Source organism: Microcoleus sp. S13_C3, assembly GCF_036700905.1.
Lineage (GTDB): Bacteria > Cyanobacteriota > Cyanobacteriia > Cyanobacteriales > Microcoleaceae > Microcoleus.
Genome location: NZ_JAUBPT010000136.1, coordinates 1 through 21,898, shown reverse-complemented (window position 1 = coordinate 21,898; position 21,898 = coordinate 1). Strand labels below are relative to the sequence as shown.

General features: G+C 47.2%; 15 protein-coding genes and 1 CRISPR repeat array. Of the genes, 4 read left to right on the top strand and 11 right to left on the bottom strand.

Annotated features, from left to right (window positions below; all coding sequences use genetic code 11):
• Positions 1-107: 107 nt before the first annotated feature.
• Positions 108-5,001: a CRISPR direct-repeat array (repeat unit 37 nt; unit sequence GTTTCAATCCCTGATAGGGAGTTTGGTTAATTGCGGC).
• A gap of 281 nt (positions 5,002-5,282) precedes the next feature.
• From QUA16_RS27865 to QUA16_RS27830, 8 genes are all read right to left on the bottom strand, one after another.
• Positions 5,283-7,415: a DNA-binding protein gene (locus QUA16_RS27865; RefSeq protein WP_333107446.1), complete on the bottom strand. Its 2,133-nt coding sequence runs from the start codon at positions 7,413-7,415 to the stop codon at positions 5,283-5,285.
• A gap of 281 nt (positions 7,416-7,696) precedes the next feature.
• A complete protein-coding gene (locus QUA16_RS27860) occupies positions 7,697-8,413 on the bottom strand; it encodes a Uma2 family endonuclease (protein ID WP_333107448.1) in 717 nt (238 codons plus the stop codon).
• Positions 8,414-8,445: 32 nt separating this feature from the next.
• Positions 8,446-9,453, bottom strand: a complete 1,008-nt coding sequence (locus QUA16_RS27855) for a ribonuclease III domain-containing protein (protein WP_333107449.1) — start codon at positions 9,451-9,453, stop codon at positions 8,446-8,448.
• Between the two features lie 351 nt (positions 9,454-9,804).
• Positions 9,805-10,497: a hypothetical protein gene (locus QUA16_RS27850; RefSeq protein WP_333107450.1), complete on the bottom strand. Its 693-nt coding sequence runs from the start codon at positions 10,495-10,497 to the stop codon at positions 9,805-9,807.
• 150 nt (positions 10,498-10,647) lie between these two features.
• A complete protein-coding gene (locus QUA16_RS27845; protein WP_333107453.1) occupies positions 10,648-11,316 on the bottom strand; it encodes a hypothetical protein in 669 nt (222 codons plus the stop codon).
• Between the two features lie 167 nt (positions 11,317-11,483).
• The gene (locus QUA16_RS27840; protein ID WP_333107454.1) at positions 11,484-11,750 is read right to left on the bottom strand and encodes a hypothetical protein; all 267 of its coding nucleotides are present in this window, start codon (positions 11,748-11,750) and stop codon (positions 11,484-11,486) included.
• The gene (locus QUA16_RS27835; RefSeq protein WP_333107456.1) at positions 11,743-12,516 is read right to left on the bottom strand and encodes a PP2C family serine/threonine-protein phosphatase; all 774 of its coding nucleotides are present in this window, start codon (positions 12,514-12,516) and stop codon (positions 11,743-11,745) included. The genes QUA16_RS27840 and QUA16_RS27835 overlap by 8 nt, the downstream gene beginning before the upstream one ends.
• A 346-nt stretch (positions 12,517-12,862) precedes the next feature.
• Positions 12,863-13,525, bottom strand: coding sequence for a VWA domain-containing protein (locus tag QUA16_RS27830; RefSeq protein WP_333107457.1), 663 nt, complete (start codon positions 13,523-13,525; stop codon positions 12,863-12,865).
• A 247-nt stretch (positions 13,526-13,772) separates the two neighbouring features.
• Between QUA16_RS27830 and QUA16_RS27825 the strand changes: the two genes are divergently transcribed.
• Positions 13,773-14,375: a Uma2 family endonuclease gene (locus QUA16_RS27825; protein ID WP_333107459.1), complete on the top strand. Its 603-nt coding sequence runs from the start codon at positions 13,773-13,775 to the stop codon at positions 14,373-14,375.
• Between the two features lie 52 nt (positions 14,376-14,427).
• Positions 14,428-14,682, top strand: a complete 255-nt coding sequence (locus QUA16_RS27820) for a DUF6737 family protein (protein ID WP_333107460.1) — start codon at positions 14,428-14,430, stop codon at positions 14,680-14,682.
• 596 nt (positions 14,683-15,278) lie between these two features.
• Here QUA16_RS27820 and carB read toward each other — a convergent pair.
• The 3 genes from carB to QUA16_RS27805 all read right to left on the bottom strand — a co-directional run bounded on the left by carB (position 15,279) and on the right by QUA16_RS27805 (position 19,802).
• On the bottom strand, positions 15,279-18,590 hold the full coding sequence (carB, locus tag QUA16_RS27815; RefSeq protein ID WP_333107465.1) for a carbamoyl-phosphate synthase large subunit: 3,312 nt from the start codon (positions 18,588-18,590) through the stop codon (positions 15,279-15,281).
• Positions 18,591-19,342: 752 nt separating this feature from the next.
• A complete protein-coding gene (locus tag QUA16_RS27810) occupies positions 19,343-19,582 on the bottom strand; it encodes a hypothetical protein (protein WP_333107461.1) in 240 nt (79 codons plus the stop codon).
• A 91-nt stretch (positions 19,583-19,673) separates the two neighbouring features.
• Positions 19,674-19,802, bottom strand: a complete 129-nt coding sequence (locus QUA16_RS27805) for a hypothetical protein (RefSeq protein WP_333107462.1) — start codon at positions 19,800-19,802, stop codon at positions 19,674-19,676.
• A 536-nt stretch (positions 19,803-20,338) separates the two neighbouring features.
• On the opposite strand from QUA16_RS27805, the gene QUA16_RS27800 reads away from it, so the two are divergent.
• A complete protein-coding gene (locus QUA16_RS27800; RefSeq protein ID WP_172192361.1) occupies positions 20,339-20,596 on the top strand; it encodes a hypothetical protein in 258 nt (85 codons plus the stop codon).
• Complete coding sequence (locus tag QUA16_RS27795; RefSeq protein ID WP_333107463.1) at positions 20,589-21,812, top strand: murein transglycosylase A; 1,224 nt, start codon at positions 20,589-20,591, stop codon at positions 21,810-21,812. The genes QUA16_RS27800 and QUA16_RS27795 overlap by 8 nt, the downstream gene beginning before the upstream one ends.
• Positions 21,813-21,898 lie beyond the last annotated feature (86 nt).

The following is a 21,898-nucleotide window of genomic DNA, read 5'->3' as shown; positions in this document are numbered from 1 at the left end:
CTCATTCTCTCCCGGCGCGGTGGCTCTAGTTCTTCTTTTGCCACCGTTCTCATCTTTGGCTAGTCTAAACTACAGTACATTGATTTGCAATTCAATCCACGAATTTGGTTTCAATCCCTGATAGGGAGTTTGGTTAATTGCGGCCTTTTTCTAAATTACTTAGTCAAAAGGAATTGGTTTCAATCCCTGATAGGGAGTTTGGTTAATTGCGGCATAGGTGATAGGTCGAAACAAAACACCCACAGGAATGTTTCAATCCCTGATAGGGAGTTTGGTTAATTGCGGCTCACCATCATTTCCAGCTCTAATCTTGCGGATAAAGTTTCAATCCCTGATAGGGAGTTTGGTTAATTGCGGCCCTTGCCTTTTCCTGTCGCCAGTGTGTTACTAGAAGTTTCAATCCCTGATAGGGAGTTTGGTTAATTGCGGCGTGCGCGCGCTTTCCTTGTTTTAATTATATAGAGTTTCAATCCCTGATAGGGAGTTTGGTTAATTGCGGCATATATTGAATTATACCAGAAAGTAGTTCTAAAATGAGTTTCAATCCCTGATAGGGAGTTTGGTTAATTGCGGCCCGGCAGCCATTCATCATATTCGCTTTGTGCGGGTACGTCTGTTTCAATCCCTGATAGGGAGTTTGGTTAATTGCGGCGCCGCGCTTTTCCACCGCTCGACACAGGTTTCAATCCCTGATAGGGAGTTTGGTTAATTGCGGCTAAGGAAGATGTTGCGCGGTAGTCAGCACTTGGGTTTCAATCCCTGATAGGGAGTTTGGTTAATTGCGGCATGTGAGGTAAATCCATCATGGTAATCAAAAATGGTTTCAATCCCTGATAGGGAGTTTGGTTAATTGCGGCTGATTTTGGGACACGGAAGTACGGTCAGTCTAGCGTTTCAATCCCTGATAGGGAGTTTGGTTAATTGCGGCGTTACCAAACCATTAGGCAGCGAAGACAATCCACTAGTTTCAATCCCTGATAGGGAGTTTGGTTAATTGCGGCACAAAATTCTCTACAACCGAATCGTGGATTACGCCAAAGTTTCAATCCCTGATAGGGAGTTTGGTTAATTGCGGCTACCGTGTTAAGTGTGGTTTCAGTTCGTGGCTCAAACTCTAGGTTTCAATCCCTGATAGGGAGTTTGGTTAATTGCGGCCTAACGCTGTTACTCTACTTTCTGCAACCGCTTCTACGTTTCAATCCCTGATAGGGAGTTTGGTTAATTGCGGCTTTTATTGGTGTGATGGCAGCGTGGTGGCACAAACGTTTCAATCCCTGATAGGGAGTTTGGTTAATTGCGGCTTCGCAGTCGCATTATATGTAGTAGGGAATTCCCCAAGTTTCAATCCCTGATAGGGAGTTTGGTTAATTGCGGCTTGTGAAAACGAACCACCAAAATAGTTGTTAGTTTGTTTCAATCCCTGATAGGGAGTTTGGTTAATTGCGGCTCGAACTCGATAAATCGCGCAATCCTGACAACAAGTTTCAATCCCTGATAGGGAGTTTGGTTAATTGCGGCTAAAAGACCACATTGACCAACGTAGCGAAGAACTGTTTCAATCCCTGATAGGGAGTTTGGTTAATTGCGGCTTTGAATAGTTGGCTCAGAACATTGATAATCAAAGTTTCAATCCCTGATAGGGAGTTTGGTTAATTGCGGCTTCAGCAGAAGCAAAGATGGGTGCTGACAATTGCGTTTCAATCCCTGATAGGGAGTTTGGTTAATTGCGGCACTGCGGGGAAGCGTCGGGAGTTATTAGTAGTACCCGTTTCAATCCCTGATAGGGAGTTTGGTTAATTGCGGCTACAGCAAGATGGGGAAGAACGGCTGGCAATTATGTTTCAATCCCTGATAGGGAGTTTGGTTAATTGCGGCCCTTGTGAATTGATATTGAGTAAGCTAGTATCAGTTTCAATCCCTGATAGGGAGTTTGGTTAATTGCGGCCTCCCCCATCCACCAAAACCCTCTCCATTTCCAGTGGGTTTCAATCCCTGATAGGGAGTTTGGTTAATTGCGGCCACATTCTAAGAGAGGCAGCTCAAGTTTACGGTCACGTTTCAATCCCTGATAGGGAGTTTGGTTAATTGCGGCAATTAACTTGGCTTCTGCCGCCCAATTACAAGCTGCGTTCACGTTTCAATCCCTGATAGGGAGTTTGGTTAATTGCGGCCGAAGCAAAAATCAGAGTTTTGGGCGAAGGATCTGCTTTTCCTGGTTTCAATCCCTGATAGGGAGTTTGGTTAATTGCGGCCCAGTACAATTAAACTCACGTAAATTATTTTTAAGTTTCAATCCCTGATAGGGAGTTTGGTTAATTGCGGCCCTTTGCCAGTACCCGCGCCGGTAATTCGCAGGTGTGAAGGTTTCAATCCCTGATAGGGAGTTTGGTTAATTGCGGCCATCCGTATTCACGCTGCATTATCCACAGCAATTCGTTTCAATCCCTGATAGGGAGTTTGGTTAATTGCGGCCCAAATTTTACAAAACTACGGGCGGGTAATTAATCAGGTAGTTTCAATCCCTGATAGGGAGTTTGGTTAATTGCGGCTGCCGATCGCACTCCGGCCCCCTGTTCATGTTCGTAGAATGTTTCAATCCCTGATAGGGAGTTTGGTTAATTGCGGCAATCCAAAACTGCCCGCGACGGTCAGCTAACGAGTTTCAATCCCTGATAGGGAGTTTGGTTAATTGCGGCATTACGGCAATGGGAGGCAGCTAACGCTGAGATTGTAAGTTTCAATCCCTGATAGGGAGTTTGGTTAATTGCGGCGAGACACCGCCACACTCGCTCTCCCAAACGGAGCAAGATTCGTTTCAATCCCTGATAGGGAGTTTGGTTAATTGCGGCTCTAGGATGCAGTTTTCGAGGGATTTATGTCCCGCATTGTTTCAATCCCTGATAGGGAGTTTGGTTAATTGCGGCAGAAGATATGCTCAGTTTTTGGAATGGCACCGGCACGTTTCAATCCCTGATAGGGAGTTTGGTTAATTGCGGCGCTAGAAGAGGCTCACAACAATGCAATCTTTTGGGGGTTTCAATCCCTGATAGGGAGTTTGGTTAATTGCGGCGGTTTGCTTGAGCTGGCTTATTCTTTTCAGAATAGTTTCAATCCCTGATAGGGAGTTTGGTTAATTGCGGCTTTCTATCTCTGGCTCGTTATACAAGATTGCTAGTTTCAATCCCTGATAGGGAGTTTGGTTAATTGCGGCTTGGACGACAAGCTGCCAGCACTACGTAGTTTTCGGTTTCAATCCCTGATAGGGAGTTTGGTTAATTGCGGCAAAGTTAATGAATCCATCCTGTTAGTTTTTTAGGTTTCAATCCCTGATAGGGAGTTTGGTTAATTGCGGCATCTCAACTGGAAATTAGGAAGCTATGGCCCCGGTTAACTTCGGTTTCAATCCCTGATAGGGAGTTTGGTTAATTGCGGCTCGCCACAACTTCCGCCGTGACAGGGCGCGAGTTTTTATTGAGATTGTTTCAATCCCTGATAGGGAGTTTGGTTAATTGCGGCTGAGCAAACGAAAGCCAAAAACCAAATCAAAGACCAGTTTCAATCCCTGATAGGGAGTTTGGTTAATTGCGGCTTGGCTTACGGGTATGGATTCCAGCCAAGGATTGAAAAGTTTCAATCCCTGATAGGGAGTTTGGTTAATTGCGGCTCTGATTTCTCCCGTAACATTGCCCGCTTCGTCGTAAGTTTCAATCCCTGATAGGGAGTTTGGTTAATTGCGGCTTGAAACTCTGTACCAGGCAAGCGTGAAGAGTTTCTCAAAGCCGAGTTTCAATCCCTGATAGGGAGTTTGGTTAATTGCGGCGGGATTGGCTCGCGGTTAAGGTTTGTAGCATGGCGTTTCAATCCCTGATAGGGAGTTTGGTTAATTGCGGCGAGGCCGTTTTCAATGCGAGTTTCTGCCTTGCTGATAGAGTTTCAATCCCTGATAGGGAGTTTGGTTAATTGCGGCTAACGCCTTCCGCTCTCAAGTCGGCAGCGGCTGCGCGGTTTCAATCCCTGATAGGGAGTTTGGTTAATTGCGGCAAGAAAAGATAAATACTCTTCTTCGATTGCTGTTAGTTTCAATCCCTGATAGGGAGTTTGGTTAATTGCGGCCAGGATTATCGATTGTTTTTCCTGTCGATTCAACACTTTTGTTTCAATCCCTGATAGGGAGTTTGGTTAATTGCGGCTGTTCCCCCTTTATTTACAGGTAGCGTATTGGCGTTTCAATCCCTGATAGGGAGTTTGGTTAATTGCGGCCTGAACCTTAAAAGCCTCTAAGTCAACCCTGTCAGAGTTTCAATCCCTGATAGGGAGTTTGGTTAATTGCGGCCTGATAGAGCTAGAGGGCGGTAAGGTATTCGAGATTGTTTCAATCCCTGATAGGGAGTTTGGTTAATTGCGGCATCCGATCGGCTTCGACAAAATCTCGAATTCTTGTTTCAATCCCTGATAGGGAGTTTGGTTAATTGCGGCAGCAGCAAAACTAGCAGGTCAGCCTATTTGTTGGTATGTTTCAATCCCTGATAGGGAGTTTGGTTAATTGCGGCGCGAGAGCGTGGCCCAGATGGCGGCGCGATCGGCATAACCAGAAGCGCAGTTTCAATCCCTGATAGGGAGTTTGGTTAATTGCGGCAATCGCCATCGCACCAGCTCCATGCAGAGATTGAGCGTTTCAATCCCTGATAGGGAGTTTGGTTAATTGCGGCTTAATTGCCGTCGCCACTGCCTTGATTGCGGGGGTTTCAATCCCTGATAGGGAGTTTGGTTAATTGCGGCCTCGGTGCTATCGGGTGCGGGCTTTTGCTCCAATTTGTTTCAATCCCTGATAGGGAGTTTGGTTAATTGCGGCCTTTCTGCTTCAAATACTCAGCAATAGCCCGCTTGTTTCAATCCCTGATAGGGAGTTTGGTTAATTGCGGCTTCCGGCGAAGCTATGGAAGGCGGCGGATAAGCTACGAAAAGTTTCAATCCCTGATAGGGAGTTTGGTTAATTGCGGCGGCAGCCCGTTCCAGAAGCATTGCTGTATTTGGTTTTCAAGGTGCAGTTCCGTGAATCTAAAACAAAAGTACCATTCCAGCCTTCGACTTGTCAATACCCAATTTTTCATATTCACTCCAAAGCCTTATCCTGTAATACTTTCAGACTTTCCGTGAATCGTATTTTCAGACAGAGAGCCTCAAACTCTTGCAGCACGTACATTCTAGCCTCAAAATTTCACACCTCGATTTTTACACCTACCCATTCACGGATTTTCCACCCAAAAACACACATCAACCGATCACCACTTGCCCAAAGCCCCCCAAACAGTACCCGAAACCACCCCCCAAATCGCCCCCAAACCAGCCCCCACGATCGCCCCCGCCACAGGCCCCAACTCCACCGGCACCCCAGCGCTAACAGCCGGAAACATCGCAGACACCCCCGCACCCAACACAGCACCCGCAAAAGTCCCCAAAAAACTGCCCCAAATCGCCCCCAAAGCCCCACCCTTCAAGCCCGAAGGCTGAAACGAAATCGGCAGCTTCGGCGCAAACCCGCAAAAACCCAACAAACCCCCAGAAACCACACCCCCAAGAGCACCCACACCAGCCGCCACGATCGCCACACCCAGCAGCAAACCCGCAAACTCATCCATCGGCCGCATCTGGACACTGTACTGCTGCCAAACCACCAGCCCAGCCCCCAAAAAAACACCAGCCAGAGTCCCCACAAACGAGCCCCAGACCGCCCCCAAATACACTCCCCGCCGGCCCCACACCCTCCCCGCCGGCAGTGCCAGAGGAGGCTGAAAAGTTGCCCAAACACAGCCCCAAACAGCACCAACCCCCGCCCCAGCCAAAATCCTCTCCCCGATCCCCGGAGTGCTATTAATCGCGCCAAACACCGCACCGCCGATCGCCGCCAACAAAAAAGCCCCCCAAGACGCCCCCACCAAAACTCCCCCCCACTTCCGCCAAATCTGATTCGGCGGCAAAGTAAAAACGCCCCACATCATCCCAAAAAAACAGCCCCAAATCGTACCAACAAAAATCGCCCCCAAAATAGCCCCGCCGCCCTCAGCTATTACCGAATAAATCCCCCCGATCGCGGCCAAACACAAACTCCCCCAAACACCACCCCAAGCAGCATCCTGAACAATGCGCTCAAACTTGCCCACGGGAAGCTGAGGCGCAGGAGTCCGACTCCGAGAAGACATCGGCATCGGTAGCAACGGCACTGCGTACTGGCCGATTGGGCGCGGCAGCCCCGTGGCGGGCTGTTGGCGGCGGACTGCGGGCTCCCTTACGACGGGCGGGGGTTGGGGCTTTTTACGCTTGATTTTCGCGGGCTGCAAGTGCAATCCGTTGCTGACTGCTTGCCGCGAAGGAAACGGATCGCGGCCTTTGAGGAGTTTTGCCCGATCGCACCAAGGGCACCGACTGAGATGATTCCCGTATTTATGCTGACTGTTTTTGCTGCAAGTTACCAAAGCATCTTCCGCTTCCCGAATCGCATTCACCCAAGTTTTCGCATCCGGGCGCGCCGCAGGATTGCCGTGCCCTTCCTCAAAACAGCGGATAAACATCTGCCGCAGTCGCGGATGCAGCATCTCAAAAGGAGGCGCAGCGGGCATCGGGCGGTAGCGGGCGGGCACGGGGGCACCGCCCCTACTGCATCCGGGGACATGGCCCGATCGAATTCTCGCTTCCAAAGACGGCGGTTCATCGCTACCGAGATAAACTCCCGAAAACGGATGCGTACCTTCCATCAGCAATTGAAAAATTAATACCGCTAAACCGAACAAATCGTGCTCTGGAGATCGATCGATATCGCGGAAAGTCTGCCCCTGCAACTCCGGCGGCGTAAACTCCGGTTTCCCCACGGGACACCGATAAACGTAACCCGTATAAGGATCGCGGACTTGAAACGAATCCGTGTCTACCAGCGTTACCAACGCCGTATCCGTGACGAGAATATTCGACTCGTTTACGTCGCCGATGACGTAACCCCTGACGTGGAGGGCGTTTACAGCCGAGGCGAGATTTCTGGCGGTACGGTGGAGGTAAAGATAGCTAAATAGCGGTTTTTGTTCGCGCCTGGTTTTGGGAGTGTAGAAAGTGTGTACCGGCATCACTTTTTTGACGCGCGGCATCACAAAACCGACGATTTTTTCTCGCCCGCCGACAGTATGTAGCAAATCGATCGGCCAAGCAATAGAAGCGTGCCCGGGTTCCGCGATCGGCGCATCCGGCGGCATACTGAACATGACTGTGAGTTTGTCGCCGTCTTCGTCTGTCGGTTTGTGGTAGATTTTTGCTACAAGGGACGAGTCTTGGGCGATCGGGTAGATGCGACCTTCACCCCCACTGGCGATCGCGTTTTTGGTGTCGATCGCAATCAGTTGTCCGCTAAATTGGCGCTGCAACTGCATAGAATTCGCTTATGGTATGGGGGCATCAATCGATTTTAGATTTTAGATTTTGGATTTTAGATTAAAGAAAGCTACCCCACTGATAAATCCGTAATTCTATTTTATTGTGGGGAGTAGGGCTTGGGCAGGAGATCCCGCCCTGGAAAATTCAGCAACAGGCTTTGGGGCCTGTTCCACGATAATTCTATTTTATTGTGGGTTGGGCAGGAGAGCCCGGCCTGGAAAACTCAGCAACAGGCTACGAGGGCCTGTTCCACAATAGTTCAATTTTGCAGTTGTGCTTACAATTGATTGGGATCGATCCCCATTTCTCGGAGTCTTGATTCCAAAGCTTGCGATCGCGATCGTTCTTGTTCCAGCAGCATTTCTGCCTGTTCGGCCCGCAGCCGTTCTTGTTCGGCCCGCGCCTCGGCTTGCTGGATCTGTCGATCGAGTTCCACAAAACTCATAAACGGTTCTCCAGAGGGCCCGAACATTTCGAGTCTGGTTTCTGATAATTGAAACCGCACTCCCAATCTCGGACTTACCCAACCGTCCATTTGTTCGATCTGTTCTAATTTTCCCTCAACCCGCAACCATCCTATCAGTTCCAATTTTTCTGGATCGTACAAATAGTATTCTTCCACACCATAGCGTTCGTAAAATTGAAATTTTTGCATCATCGGAGTCAGACGATTTCCCGGCGACCAAATTTCAAATGCGACTTGCGGTGCAATATTATCTTCGTTCCACTGTTGGTAGGAACCTCGATATCCTTTTGGTCTGCCCCAAACTGCCATTACATCTGGTGCTTGAGACAGTTTGTTATTGCCTTCCACCGGATACCAAAGCAAGTCACCTGCTACAAAAACATTTGGATCGTCTGCAAACAGCAATTCTAAATTTTCTTTAATCCAAACGATTAATCGAAACTGATCCGTATTGTTTGACATCGGTTCGCCGTTATCGTCGGGGTAGATGATATTTGATTTTTCGGGAGATTGCAGTTGTGTAACCATTGCTGTTTTCCCAATTTTTTTAGGAGTTGAGTTTATTTTAGTCGATCGCCTGTTTCCTCTTCCAGTTCGTCAACGGCGGTTTGGATAAAGTTATCCACCAACCAGTCGCGGGTACGCGAGAAATTGCTTCTCAATTCCAGGTACTGACTGCCTAGTTTTGCCTTAAAGTCTTTGGGGAAAATCTCTTTGGCCACTAACATATTTTTCCAGCGAGTTAGCTGGCTGGCGTTGCGTTCGGGAAAGCGGTTGTACAAATAGTCGATCGCGATCGCATCTAGAATATCCGCACCCAGCATTTCCCGCCGTTTCACCTCCTTTTCGACCCCTATTTGTCGTCGCCCAGTTAGATCCCCAGGCTGGCTAACGTTTGGTTCAATCAAGTGCTGAATCAGCCAGTTTCCCCCACGGAAAAAATCGCGATCCAACTCCAAGTAAATCGCGCCAAACAAAGCTTCAAAAGTCTCCGAAAAAACTCTATTGTTTTCGCTTTTGTCTGTTTCTCTCCCATTCCCTACGCGCCCATTAAGTTCGTTTAATTTCAAATTTTGTGCAAAATCCGCAAGTTTTTTCGGGTCTGCTAAACGAGCTTTTAAGGTTGAGATAGCATCTGGATCTAGTTCTGGATATTCGCGGTAGAGGTAATCGGTAACAACAGCACCGAAAATCGCTGCGCCTAAGAGTGACAGCCGTTTGTACTTAACCTCTTGCCAAGCGGGAGACTCCTGGGGGCGATCGGAGTAATAGCTGGTAGAGTAACGGCAATTCAAGGCGATTTCCAGCATTTTTGTCTGCTGAAAGGTGGAAAGATCGAGCGCTGCTTTGACTGCCTCAATATCTACCTTTTTATTTTTTATTAGCTCTAATTCTTCTTCACATTTTCCCCACTTTTCCAACCAATCACCTCCCGCATCTTCCACATACAAATCCACAAAATCTACCCCGTAATTCATCCAGTCATCCTGCATTTTTCGGGCTGCTTCCAGTTCTTCCCAGACTTTTTGCAAGTTATTTTCAACGATGCTCGTACCTTGTACAGTCATAGTATTTGATTTTGATGTAATTTGATTTTATTTCCAACAATTCTACGGCGATTAAATCAAATCTCAATTCAATTTAGGCCGAGTTGCTAGTTATTTCACTCTTATTGATTGCTGCGGTAAACCTTCCCTGCTTAGCCTTGGTATCAAGCACCTGTTGTCGCCGTCTGGCAGACCCCTCCCGGAACCAGAAAAGGGGAGGAAGAATCTTGCTCCGCCTTCCCTTTTGCGGGAAGCTGTCTGGGGACTAGGCTTTTGCCATTGTCGAAAATTGTGCAATATGTGAGTTAGTCAAATTTTTTTTTCACGGAGTTTTGAGCAGTCGAACTATTCTCAGCAGCATATCTGCTTGATTTACGGGAACTTGAGGTAACGACCTGCGGGCAAATTATCACTATTATATAATGCAATGTTAACTAACTGGTTCAGGAAATTTGCATCGTTTTTATCATAACTTAAGAATAATCCTCTGTCAATCCCCCAAGCTTGAAGAGTTTGTTGCCAATTCTGATATTTTTGTTCAGAAAACTCATCCGAAAGAGTTGTGACTTGAATGCAGAGGGGCTGTTGTTGGCGGTTGCTAACGATGGAATCGGTTGCCATAGAAAGATCTGCAACATATCGATACAAAACAGTGCCTTGGCGATCGACAATTCGGGCTGCGATCGCACGAATCACGAGATCATCTCCCGGATCGAATTGGCCGGCCTTTAGTTTTTGTTTCCAGATGTAAAATTTGCGATCGTTTTCGCTCAGCCATTTAGGAAATAGATAGCTGTACCAATACCTTTCTCCCGGCGTCATTAACTCAAACGCGGCTTGCTGTTCTCTTTCCGAAGGTAGAGATTGAACTGCCAGCCAAACCTGAGAATCTCGGATAAGCTGCAGCAAAAAAGCCATCACAAATTTTTTAGCCATTAGCGAACCGGGTTTAACATCTTTCACCCAGCGATTGATTTCATCCAATCTTCTCGCCAAACTCGGATCTATGGGATCTGCTGCGCTAATTAGGGAGTTGAGCTTATCCTTAATCTCTTGTGCTTGCAAACGACGACCTACTGTACAAACTAAAGCAGAATTGTTGACACCTCGATTTTATTATAGAACCGCCCCAAATTTTCACCGCTCGCGAGACAGCGCTAACAATTTTGTGGGGTAGGTATCCTGACAGCCCTTGACTTGATTTTTCGGAGATGTCTATTGAATAGTTGCTGCCGATTCCCGCAGGCGCAGGTACAATAAAACCAAATAAACATTCATCAACGGCCCGGCTAAAAATCCGAGTAGATTACTTGTAAGCTGATATCCTACGGATTTGGCCGTCGGATCGATTAATAGGGAAATCAATATTATTGGCACAAAAACAAGCAAAACAATCAGAGAAATCGCTCGAAATAGCAACCACCAGCGCCCTTTAGTTAATTTCCAACTGCTGCTAAGACTGTCCACCGCCGAAGAGTTATCAATGACGGTAGCGTACAATGAAAATGTTAAGCGATATGATACATAAAGACCGGGAATTATTAGTGCAATGAAGCCTGCAAACACCACCCCCACAAACAAAATATAAGCCAAAATAAGGTGCAGCAATCTTCTGCTTGCTTGATTGAAAGCCTGACCCACAGTTACTTGATTTCGAGTCAAACTTCGGTAAGTGTAGAAAATCATGGCTCCCGAAAATAAAGGAACTGCCACGAACGAGTAGATAAAGAAAAGAACACCTGCTGAACCGAGATTGCCAAAACTATTGAGCGCGACCAATATAAAATTGGGAAAATTGATTGTCAACAGGGGAGCGTATATAGGTTTCGTAGTAGCAAATGTTTCTCGCAACAAGCTTCTGGCACTAATTCGTGAACCTGTCATAATTTTTTATCCGCTTTTTGTAAGTGGAGTTGAGATCACATCTTGCACCATTCTCAATAAGCCTTTTCTGAACAGGCAAGATGCCTGTTCCACAAGAAAATTTATCTTTTGTGGAACAGGCATCTTGCCTGTTCTTGAGAATGGTGCAATATCTCAAGTTGAACAGACTAGACATTGGTCGAAAAAGTTGCTAACAATAATGTTAAGTCATCATCGGTGCGTTCGGAAACGCGGGGCGATCGCAAAGTGGATTTGTCATAATTTTTTATCCGCTTTTTGTAAGTGGAGTTGAGATCACATCTTGCACCATTCTCAATAAGCCTTTTCTGAACAGGCAAGATGCCTGTTCCACAAGAAAATTTATCTTTTGTGGAACAGGCATCTTGCCTGTTCTTGAGAATGGTGCAATATCTCAAGTTGAACAGACTAGACATTGGTCGAAAAAGTTGCTAACAATAATGTTAAGTCATCATCGGTGCGTTCGGAAACGCGGGGCGATCGCAAAAATGACTCTAACTGCTGTTTCGCATCTTCCTCTTCTTTCCACTCGCCAGAAAACCGAAACAAAGGCGCAAAAAACGGCTTGTGCGGCGTGCCTTCTGGGATTTTGAGAGCTAGCATTTGCAAGCCGTCGGAAAAAACGGCTAAGTGCGGCAGTTTTTCCCGCAGTACCTGAAATTGCGCTGTTTCAATTGCATTCGGCGAAATCAAAAAGATAGTTTCGTTGATGTATTCGCCGCAGGGGGGTACAGTCAGGGCGATCGCATTTCCTGCACTATCACCTGCTACCGCCGCACCGTCGCCGATTTGAGCAACTGCGATTAATTCTGGCGTAGCAACAACCGCAATTAAAGTGCAGGCTAAATCTCTCGCAGCCACTTCCCGCACAGCCGCTTCTGCTTCCACCTGCGCCCGCGCAACTTGCAGTGATGCTGTCAAGAATACCTGCCATTCGTCGTCATTTTCAGGTAGCCTTTCCTGTTGCTGGGAAATCGTTTCGACAACCGCTTCCACAGCAATTTTTGCCCCAACTTCCGCGAGTGCTGCCGAGCCCGCACCGTCGGCAACCGCTGCCGCTAAAACACCGTTTGGCAAGAGACGCCAGCAGTGGGCATCTTGACAAGGCTGCGCTCTTTTTTCGTGGCTCGTACCTATCACCGACGCCCCTACAACTTGCCAATTAAAGGATGAATTCTGCATTAATAACTCTTTAACTCAAAACTTCGTAAATTCACAACTATGCAAAGTCTGGACGGGTTTATTTATCCCTAATTACAGCACTTTTCTGGGTTCGTAGGTACTAGCCCTTGTAGGGACACGGCACTCTTACTAATGACCAATGACTAATGACTAATGACCAATGACCAATGACCAATGACCAATGACCAATGACTAATGACCAATGACTAATGACCAATGACTAATGACCAATGACTAATGACCAATGACTAATGACCAATGACCAATGACCAATAACTAATGACTAATGACCAATAACTAATGACCAATAACTAATGACCAATGACTAATGACCAATGACTAATGACTAAACAGTTCCCCATCCGGGTGGCGGCAGTGCTACTTGTTCATCAATTTTTGAGTGAGAAACTCTCTGCATACTAGCCGACAGCCAGATGAACATCTCTCTAAAGTCTAATCCTTTCAATTTTACAGGCGTGCGATCGACAATTTGCGCCAGACGGGTGATATTAGCACCTTCCACTCCGACTGCAAAAAATGCCACGCGCTTGTTAGTTTCTTCCTCTTTAATCCGCTGTGCTGCTATTTCCACAACATCGTCGGATTCACCTTGAGGTTCGCCGTCGGTAATCATAAATACCCACGGGCGGTAGTAGGTAATGCCGTTGTTGCGGTATTCGGATTTGCGGGCGGCAATGGTATCTAATGCTAGCTGAATGCCTGCGCCCATGTGGGTTTGTCCTTGAGCTGTCAGCAGTGGCGTCTCGAACTGGTCGGCGGTAACGAAGTCTTGCACGACTTTGATCTGATTGTCAAATGAAATAATCGCGACTTCGACTCGCTTTTTAGCTAGTTCGTCTTTAATTAGGTCATTCCTAAAAATTTCCAGCCCCTCATTCAAGGCATCTATGGGTGCGCCTTGCATGGAGCCGGAGGTGTCCAGCAGGAGGACGCAGGGACAGCGCGGCTCTGGGTTTTCGGCAAATTCTACGGCTTCGTCTAGTCTCATGGTTCGGGGTTGACCTGGGAGTGGCTCGATTTCTAGGTTTGTTACTTTCTACCCTAGCAAGTAGGTGACATATTTAACTCAATCTGCCCGCTGGCGATCGTATTTTACCATTTACCTGAATCGATTTGAGATTTTTAATTGTAGATTTTAGATTTTAGAATTGGATGTCTGCCGTCAAAAAAACAAATTCATTCCTGCCTGTGGTAATATAGACTAATAGTATTACTGCAAAATAAGGATAAATCTTATGATTGCAACAGTCACGCAAAAATTAACCTTTGACCAATTCCTTGTAGAATGTCCCGAAGATGGACGCTATGAACTGGTAAATGGAGAAATTGTAGAGATGAATGCGACAAGAAATCATGAGGATGTTGCTGATTTTACGTCTGACTCATTTAAAGATGAAATTCAACGGCTAAGTTTAAATTATGTAGTCAAAAATACCGCCGTTATCAGAACTGTAAGTAAAGCCGGCATCGAACAAGGGCGGAGACCGGATGTCAGTGTAATCGATCGCGATTTGTGGCGGTCAAACCGTTCTGCTTATTCTGCCTTACAAGAACCAATTCAACTGGCAGTGGAAGTAACATCAACAAATTGGGAGGACGATTATATAGACAAATTGGACGAATATCGGCGCCTCGGAATTCCTGAGTATTGGATTGTCGATTATTTAGCAATTGGCAGCAGGGAATTTCTGGGAAATCCCAAAGTTCCAACTGTATTTGTTCACCTTTTGGATGCAGATGGCAACTATCAAAGAAGCGCGTTTAAAGGCAGCGAAAGAATTGTATCGCGGACTTTTCCCGAATTAACGCTGACAGCAGAAGAGGTGATGAATGTTTAACTTCGGTTAAACCAGCTAGCCCGACTATTCTCCATAAAAAATCACTAAAAATATGAAATCTCTTTCTGATAAAAAACTTTCTGATCAAAAAGCTATTAGTCCTTGGAGTTACAAACCTTGGTGGTGCCAACCTTGGTCGATTCTTTTGACAGGCACGAGTCTGATTTCCGGTAGTTGGTTTTTGTTAAAAACTATTTGGATAACGGTTTTAGTCGCGATTCCTTTATTAGCTTGGATGGGTTTTTTCTTGTTAGTTTGGCCGAGGTTGATGCTGTCTAGCGGAGTTTTGGATTCCGATGCAGATTAGGTTTTGGTGGCGACACCTTATGTTTAGGGTAAGGTGCGCGGCCATTGGTGTCAACTTAACGTTAAACCCTCAATCCGGCTCTTGTTGAAACCCGTGCCTCAAAGCGAAAGTCCTCGCTATCAGGACTAATGAGTTCTTCAGTCCTCTTCGAGAGGACTTTCGCTATAAGACAGGGAATTCATTCCCTGGCGGAGTGCCCGGTGAGCGGGAGGGCGGTTTCATTCTCTTGTAGGGGCAATCCCACGCCCGGTTGCCCCGATGTCTTAAACCTCGACCTGCTCGTCTATGGGCTGGGCGGGCACGGCAGGGCGGTTTCATTCTCTTGTAGGGGCAATCCCACGCCCGGTTGCCCCGATATTTGAAACACCGATTTCATCGTCCGTGGGGGGCGGGCACGGGGGTACCGCCCCTACAAAACCCTGCTTTTTCTGAGAATGAAACAGCCCTGGCGGGCACTCTTGGCACTGCCCCCACAAAACCCTGCTTTTTCTGAGAATGAAACAGTTCTGGGGTCAGCGGGAGGAATGGCGGACTAAAAGCTTCAGTTGACACTAATAGTGCGCCCTGCACACCCTAAACATAGGGTGGTGCGGCCTCTAGGCTTGCGGGTAATAGTCTTGAATTGCTTTTACTTCCATCGGGTGCGATTTGAGCGATCGAATTCCCGCTGCTGTCGCTTTGGCACCGGCTATTGTGGTAATAATCGGGATTTTGTAAGTCAAAGCTGTGCGGCGGATAAAGATGCCGTCGGCGCGGGATTCTTCGCCGGAAGGTGTGGTGATAATTAGTTGAATTTTCTCATTTTTGATCGAATCCAACAAATTCGGCCGCCCTTCGTGCAGTTTCAATTCCAAATCTACCTCTAAACCTTGCTCTCGCAAAACTTTGCGTGTTCCGTGAGTTGCGACTACTCTGAAACCCAATTCTAAGAATTCCTTGACAACGGGTACAACTGCTAGTTTGTCCCGATCGCGCATCGAAACCAGCACAGTTCCCAACAGCGGCATCATTTGTCCAGCACCTAATTGAGCTTTGGCAAAGGCTTTGCCAAAATCGGTGTCAATTCCCATGACTTCGCCGGTCGATCGCATTTCTGGCCCTAACAAAGTATCAGTTCCCGGAAACTTAGCAAAGGGCAATACAGCTTCTTTTACCGAAACATGAGTGGGTATAATCTCTTGAGTAAAACCCAAAGCTTCTAGAGTTTTGCCAGACATGACTCGCGATGCCATTTTTGCTAAGGGAACTCCGATCGCCTTGGAGACAAAAGGCACTGTTCGAGAAGCGCGCGGGTTAGCTTCCAAAATGAAAACTTCTTCCCCTTGAACGGCAAATTGAATATTCATCAACCCGATTACTTTCAGGGATTTTGCTAATTCTACAGTCCAGCGGCGGATTGTCGCCAAAGCTGCATCAGAAAGCGTTTGGTAAGGGATAGAACAAGCAGAGTCGCCGGAGTGGATTCCCGCTTCCTCGATGTGCTCCATAATACCGCCGATCGTCACATTGCCAGTAAGATCGGCGATCGCATCGACATCCACCTCGATCGCATTCTCCAAAAACTTATCAATTAAAATCGGATGTTCCGGTTCTACTAGCACGGCATAGGTCATGTAACGTTCCAATTCCGTATCGGAATAAACAATTTCCATTGCTCGCCCGCCTAATACGTAACTCGGTCGCACCACTACCGGATAACCGATGCGTTGAGCTACTATTAAAGCATCCTCAAAACTACGGGCTAAACCGTTAGCAGCTTGCTGAATATCCAATTTCCGCAGAATCTTTTCAAATCGCTCCCTGTCTTCAGCAGTATCAATGGAATCCGGCGAAGTTCCCCAGATTTTTGTTTGTACATCGGGGTGATTTTCCAGAGCTTTTTGTAAAGGAAGCGCTAATTTCAGCGGGGTTTGTCCGCCAAACTGAATAATTATTCCTTCGGGATTTTCGGCTTCGATGATGTTGAGAACATCTTCTTTTGTCAGCGGTTCAAAATACAGGCGATCGCTCGTATCATAATCCGTCGAAACCGTCTCCGGGTTCGAGTTGACCATAATTGTCTCAAAGCCATCTTCTCCTAGGGAATAGGAAGCGTGACAGCAGCAGTAATCAAACTCAATTCCCTGTCCGATCCGGTTCGGCCCGCCACCTAAAATCATCACTTTTCGTTTGGTAGAAGGCAAAACTTCCGACTCCGGCGCCAGACTGTGGCCTACAGGCGAAACTTTCTTTTCTTCATCGCCCAATTCCCAAATAGCCGCACCCGCTTCGTAGGTGGAATAATAATAGGGTGTAAACGCTTCAAATTCAGCGGCACAGGTATCGACGGTTTTGTAAATCGGAATTACGCCTAACTGTTTGCGGTAAGCGCGGACTTGATCTTCCGATGTTTTGGTGGCGTAAGCAATTTGGCGATCGCTAAAACCCAACTGCTTTACTTCAAACATTGTCTCTTTTGTCAACTGTTCCAACCGCGTTCGTTTCAAGAACTTCTCGGTTTCCAGCAATTCCTGCATTTTATCCAAAAACCAAGGATCGATTGCTGTGAACTCGAAGATATCTTCCACCGACATTCCCATCATCATCGCGTGGCGAACTGTAAAAATGCGATCGGGATTTGGCGTCCGCAATCCGGCGCGAATTTGTTCCAAACTCGGCAACTTTTCCGGTTTGTCGCACCCGAAACCCGCGCGGCCTGTTTCCAATCCCCGCAGGGCTTTTTGGAAGGATTCATTGAAGCTGCGCCCGATCGCCATTACCTCCCCAACTGACTTCATTTGCGTTGTCAGAGTCGGTTCGGAACCGGGGAACTTTTCAAAGGCAAATCGGGGAATCTTCGTCACCACGTAGTCAATTGTCGGCTCAAAAGACGCCGGAGTTTTCTTGGTAATATCGTTGGAAATTTCGTCGAGGCTGTAACCTACCGCTAATTTTGCCGCCATTTTAGCAATAGGGAAACCAGTTGCTTTCGAGGCCAAGGCGGAGGAACGGGAAACCCTAGGGTTCATTTCAATAACGATGAAATCTCCGTTGACAGGATTGACAGCAAATTGAATATTGGAACCGCCGGTTTCAACTCCGATTTCGCGAATAATTTTCACCGAAGCATCTCGCAGGCGCTGATATTCTTTGTCTGTGAGAGTTTGCGCCGGGGCGACGGTGATCGAATCGCCGGTGTGGACGCCCATCGGGTCGAGATTCTCGATCGAACAAATAATCACTACATTATCTGCCAAATCCCGCATTACTTCCAGTTCGTACTCTTTCCAACCAATCAAAGATTGTTCGATCAAAATTTGCGATACTGGACTGGCGTCAATCCCACCTTGTGCCATTTCTTCAAATTCTTCTTGATTGTAAGAAATGCCGCCTCCCGTGCCGCCCATTGTAAAAGCAGGACGAATAATTAAGGGATAACTGCCGATTTGGTGACCAATTGCTTTGGCTTCTTCGAGAGTGTTGGCAATTCCCGAAGGGCAAACGGCGACCCCAATTCGCGCCATCGCTTCCTTAAATAATAGCCGATCTTCTGCCATTTCAATTGCTGGCAATTTAGCACCAATCAACTCGACGTTGTATTTTTCTAAAACGCCATTTTTAGCGACGGCAACTGCTAAATTTAGCGCCGTTTGACCGCCCATAGTCGGTAAAATTGCTTGAGGTCTTTCTTTAGCAATGATTTGTTCGAGGATGGCCGGCGTTAGAGGTTCGATGTAAATGCGATCGGCAGTTTCCGGATCGGTCATAATCGTTGCCGGGTTGGAATTCACCAACACTACTTCAAAACCTTCTTCTCGCAAAGCTTTGCAAGCTTGTGTTCCTGAATAGTCAAATTCGCACGCTTGACCGATAACAATTGGGCCGGAACCAATAAGAAGAATCTTTTTTAAGTCTTGACGACGGGGCATAGGTTCGTAATTAGTAATTGGACAAGGTGGAGGATTAATTTGATATTTTGCATCAGTCTTAGAAACAGGCTTTCTAAGCTGTTCCCCCCAAAGCTTACTCAAAATAGTGCAAGTTTTGTTGTTAATTTGAAATTGTGCACCATTATCAGCCTTTTGGAAGCAGAACCTCGGAACTCCGGCCCACAGACACCCCCAGCTAACCAGAAATATTGATGAGAAAAGGGTGGAGTCGATCGGTAAATCAAGACTATTTTAAGTGTTGCGGTCAAATCGTGTTCTAAAATACACAATCCCTGTATTCCGCCAGATTAATCATTGTAGAGACTTCGGCCAAGGCGTGTCCTGACTGTGGGGAACGGATAAAATTAACGGGGTTGGATGATGAAATTTCCCGTAGCACGGGCGAGGGCGTCCCGCCCTCGCCCTCGGAGGATGTGACAATCGTAGATATAGCCATGTAGCCGCGGCGATGGAGGACACGGCAATACCTTGTGCAAAGCGTGTCAACTTAAGCCCATCGTCCGCCAGTCCTCCCACGCGCCCGTCAGTCCGCCAGGGAATGAATTCCCTGTCTAATAGCTAAAGTCCTCTCAAGAGGACTAATGAGTTTAAAAGTCTTCTTCTGAGTCCTCATAGCGAGGACTTGAGTTTTGAGGCAGGGGTTTCAACCCCCTGTCGGACTGCGGGTTTAACGTGTTTGTTGACACGACGAAAGGCACGGTGTCGTGTCCCTAGCGTATTTCAGCCTATTTTTAGGCTTTGCGCGATCGGCGAATGAGTACGCTTATAACTTGTCCCGGCTTTGCACCTCGCTGGGGCGGACTCCAATCCCCGACGGCGGCAAATCCCAGTCGGTACAAGGTGTGGATGGTTTCTAACACGGCTGCGCGGGAACCGACAACCGTTATCCGCACGACTTCCTGTTCCGATACTGCTGAGGCGTCATTTGGACGCGCGGACAAGTTATCGTCAGGTACGAATTCCTGTGACATAATATGGTCTCCTGGTTTTTGGTTTTCTAGGAAAACCCAAAAACCCAGCCGCCCCGCACGTTAACACAGAGCAGGGCGGCTACAGAGAGTGTTAAAATTCTCCATTAGCCTCCAGACTGGTTAGCTCAGTTTGGCGGTTAGCTGTCCATTGCTGTTGGTAGCAGCTTTGGGCAGTGCAACTAGATTTTTGAGCGACGCAGGCTGCTTTCTCTTCGAGCAAAGCAGCCTTAATTTCACAGCGTAGCCGCAGATGGGGGCCGCCGTCAATCGATTTAAGATTTTGGATTTTAGATTTTAGATTGAGATTTTCCCCCTCTCCAACTCTATCGATTTTAGATTTTAGATTTTAGATTTTAGATTGAGATTTTCCTCCAACAACTCTCCCCCTCTCCCACTCTCCCCCTCTCCCACTCTCCCCCTCTCCCACTCTCCCCCTCTCCCACTCTCCCCCTCTCCCACTCTCCCCTTCTCCCCCTCTCCCACTCTCCCCCTCTCCCACTCCCCCCCTCTCCCACTCCCCCCCTCTCCCACTCTCCCGTCTCTCCCCCTCCCTCAACCCAACCTACTAGATGAGGGAATGCGCCGAGGAAGATGTAAAATATGGAATCGTTCCAAAAGCTTAAAATCAAAAAACTAAAATACAGATATGCCTAGAACACAAGTGCGAATATTCCTTGCACCTGTTGCTTGAGGGCGACCACATCAATTTTAGATTTGAGATTTTAGATAGTCCTCCAACAACTCTCCCCATCTGCTATGCCTAGAACACCCAGCGAATATTCCGTGCACCTGCTGCTTGAAGGCGGCCATCGCGAAGAAGTGCGTTTCGCAACGCTGCAAGATTTTCAAAAGTGGTACAGCAGTACGCTGGTGCCGAAACAAGATTCAAGAGAATTTCTTAATGTCCCGATTAAAAATATTCAAGGCGAATACATGGTAGTTCGGCCTACCAGCGTTCTCGCAATTCGCGTAGAACCGATATTTACTTCTAGCGTCGAACGATACGATGAATAAGGAAAATTCTCAATTGAGTAGGGAAGATTGGAAATTGAGCAAGATTTTTCGCTATCAGCTATTAGCCATCGCCTGTTGCGTTTTGGCGATCGCTTTTTCGGTGCCCGCCGTTGCAGTTCCGTCGCTGCAACCAATGAGTGTAAATCAATTACAAGCGAGTGAGTTGGAGTCGATCGCCTTTGACGCTCAAATCTGGGGCGAAAATGGCAAACCCGGAGATAAAGAATTGCTTTTAAAGTCGATCGACCACAGCCTCCGCTATCTCAATACATCAGCCGCCGCCAGCGCTTACAGCCGCTATCCAGTCGCAGGAGTTACGCGCGATCGAGTCCGCCGTTCCCTCGATCGATTCCGCCAATTAGTTGTCAGTTCCACAACCCCATCACAACTTCAGGAATCTGTCAAGCGCGAGTTTGTATTTTACAAATCCACGGGCAAAGATGGCAAAGGAACAGTCGCATTTACAGGTTATTTCGAGCCGACTTACGCAGCATCTCGCACGCCGAATTCCGAATACCGTTATCCCCTGTACCGGATGCCGCCAAACATGGCATCTTGGCCGAAACCTCACCCGACAAGATTGCAATTAGAAGGCGCAGATGCTTTGCAGGCAAGTAAAGGATTGCTGCGAGGATTAGAATTAGTTTGGTTGCGCGATCGATTCCAAGCATTTCTCGTACACGTCCAAGGTTCTGCGAGATTGCAGCTAACAGATGGTAGCGTGATGACCGTCGGTTTTGCAGGCAAAACCAGTCACAATTATACAGGAGTCGGGCGAGAATTAGTTAAAGACGGAAAGTTTACTTTAGAAGAGTTAAATTTGCCGAAACTAAAGGAATATTTCACCAACTTTCCCGCAGAGATGAACAAATATTTGCCGAAAAATGAAAGCTTTGTATTCTTCCGGGATACTAATGGAGTTCCAGCCACAGGAAGCATTGGAGTGCCAGTAACTGCCGAAAGGTCGATCGCCACCGACAAAGCCTTAATGCCCCCCGGCGCACTAGCATTAATTAGTACAAAACTCCCTTATCCGAATGCGGCAGGACAACTCGAACAAAATGCCGTGAATCGGTACGTTTTGGATCAGGATACTGGCGGCGCAATCAAAGGCGCGGGGAGAGTTGATGTATTTATGGGAACGGGGGATTTAGCGGGCGAGAGGGCCGGTTATATCAACTCAACAGGAGAACTGTATTATCCGCTTTTAAAGTAGATTAATTCTATAGGACTTACGCATTGACAAAATAACCAAACAGTGTATTGATAAATAATTGTCGTCTCCTTTCTAAGTATGGAACA

Excerpts from the sequence above, each read along its gene's own strand:
- carB (WP_333107465.1), bottom strand. The coding sequence starts at position 18,590 with ATGCCCCGTCGTCAAGACTTAAAAAAGATTCTTCTTATTGGTTCCGGC.
- QUA16_RS27800 (WP_172192361.1), top strand. The coding sequence starts at position 20,339 with ATGCCTAGAACACCCAGCGAATATTCCGTGCACCTGCTGCTTGAAGGC.
- QUA16_RS27835 (WP_333107456.1), bottom strand. The coding sequence starts at position 12,516 with ATGCAGAATTCATCCTTTAATTGGCAAGTTGTAGGGGCGTCGGTGATA.
- QUA16_RS27810 (WP_333107461.1), bottom strand. The coding sequence starts at position 19,582 with ATGTCACAGGAATTCGTACCTGACGATAACTTGTCCGCGCGTCCAAAT.
- QUA16_RS27865 (WP_333107446.1), bottom strand. The coding sequence starts at position 7,415 with ATGCAGTTGCAGCGCCAATTTAGCGGACAACTGATTGCGATCGACACC.
- QUA16_RS27825 (WP_333107459.1), top strand. The coding sequence starts at position 13,773 with ATGATTGCAACAGTCACGCAAAAATTAACCTTTGACCAATTCCTTGTA.
- QUA16_RS27795 (WP_333107463.1), top strand. The coding sequence starts at position 20,589 with ATGAATAAGGAAAATTCTCAATTGAGTAGGGAAGATTGGAAATTGAGC.
- QUA16_RS27820 (WP_333107460.1), top strand. The coding sequence starts at position 14,428 with ATGAAATCTCTTTCTGATAAAAAACTTTCTGATCAAAAAGCTATTAGT.
- QUA16_RS27855 (WP_333107449.1), bottom strand. The coding sequence starts at position 9,453 with ATGACTGTACAAGGTACGAGCATCGTTGAAAATAACTTGCAAAAAGTC.
- QUA16_RS27860 (WP_333107448.1), bottom strand. The coding sequence starts at position 8,413 with ATGGTTACACAACTGCAATCTCCCGAAAAATCAAATATCATCTACCCC.
- QUA16_RS27840 (WP_333107454.1), bottom strand. The coding sequence starts at position 11,750 with ATGTCTAGTCTGTTCAACTTGAGATATTGCACCATTCTCAAGAACAGG.
- QUA16_RS27830 (WP_333107457.1), bottom strand. The coding sequence starts at position 13,525 with ATGAGACTAGACGAAGCCGTAGAATTTGCCGAAAACCCAGAGCCGCGC.
- QUA16_RS27845 (WP_333107453.1), bottom strand. The coding sequence starts at position 11,316 with ATGACAGGTTCACGAATTAGTGCCAGAAGCTTGTTGCGAGAAACATTT.